The 387-nt window shown below is 65.6% G+C and carries 1 protein-coding gene; it reads left to right on the top strand.

Annotated features, from left to right (window positions below; genetic code table 11):
- Window positions 1-387, top strand: a 387-nt coding sequence (locus ACLNEE_RS17035; protein ID WP_412007470.1) for a YDG domain-containing protein, incomplete at both ends; no start/stop codon positions are given.

Raw genomic sequence — 387 nt, 5'->3', positions numbered from 1 at the left:
GCGGGGGAGTATCAGATCAGCGGTCTGGTGAGCGGTGAGGGGGTGACGATCAGCCAGACGGCGGGTGTGTATGACAGCAAGGATGTGGCGAGCGCCAGCCAGGTGAGTGCGGTGCTGACGGGCGCGGATTACGGGGCGGCGGCAGGAACGGATCTGGGGAACTACAGCCTGGATCTGCTGGCGGAGGGGAATGGAGCGATCACGCCGGCGACGCTGAGCGTGAGCCTGTTGGATCAGAGCAAGGTGTACGACGGCACGACGACGGCGGTGCTGGGTGCGGGGGAGTATCAGATCAGCGGTCTGGTGAGCGGTGAGGGGGTGACGATCAGCCAGACGGCGGGTGTGTATGACAGCAAGGATGTGGCGAGCGCCAGCCAGGTGAGTGCG

Source organism: Aphanothece stagnina RSMan2012 (genome assembly GCF_046764815.1).
Lineage (GTDB): Bacteria > Cyanobacteriota > Cyanobacteriia > PCC-6307 > Cyanobiaceae > NIES-981.
The sequence above is the reverse complement of the archived record's forward strand: the minus strand, read 5'-3'. Positions and strand labels throughout refer to the sequence as shown.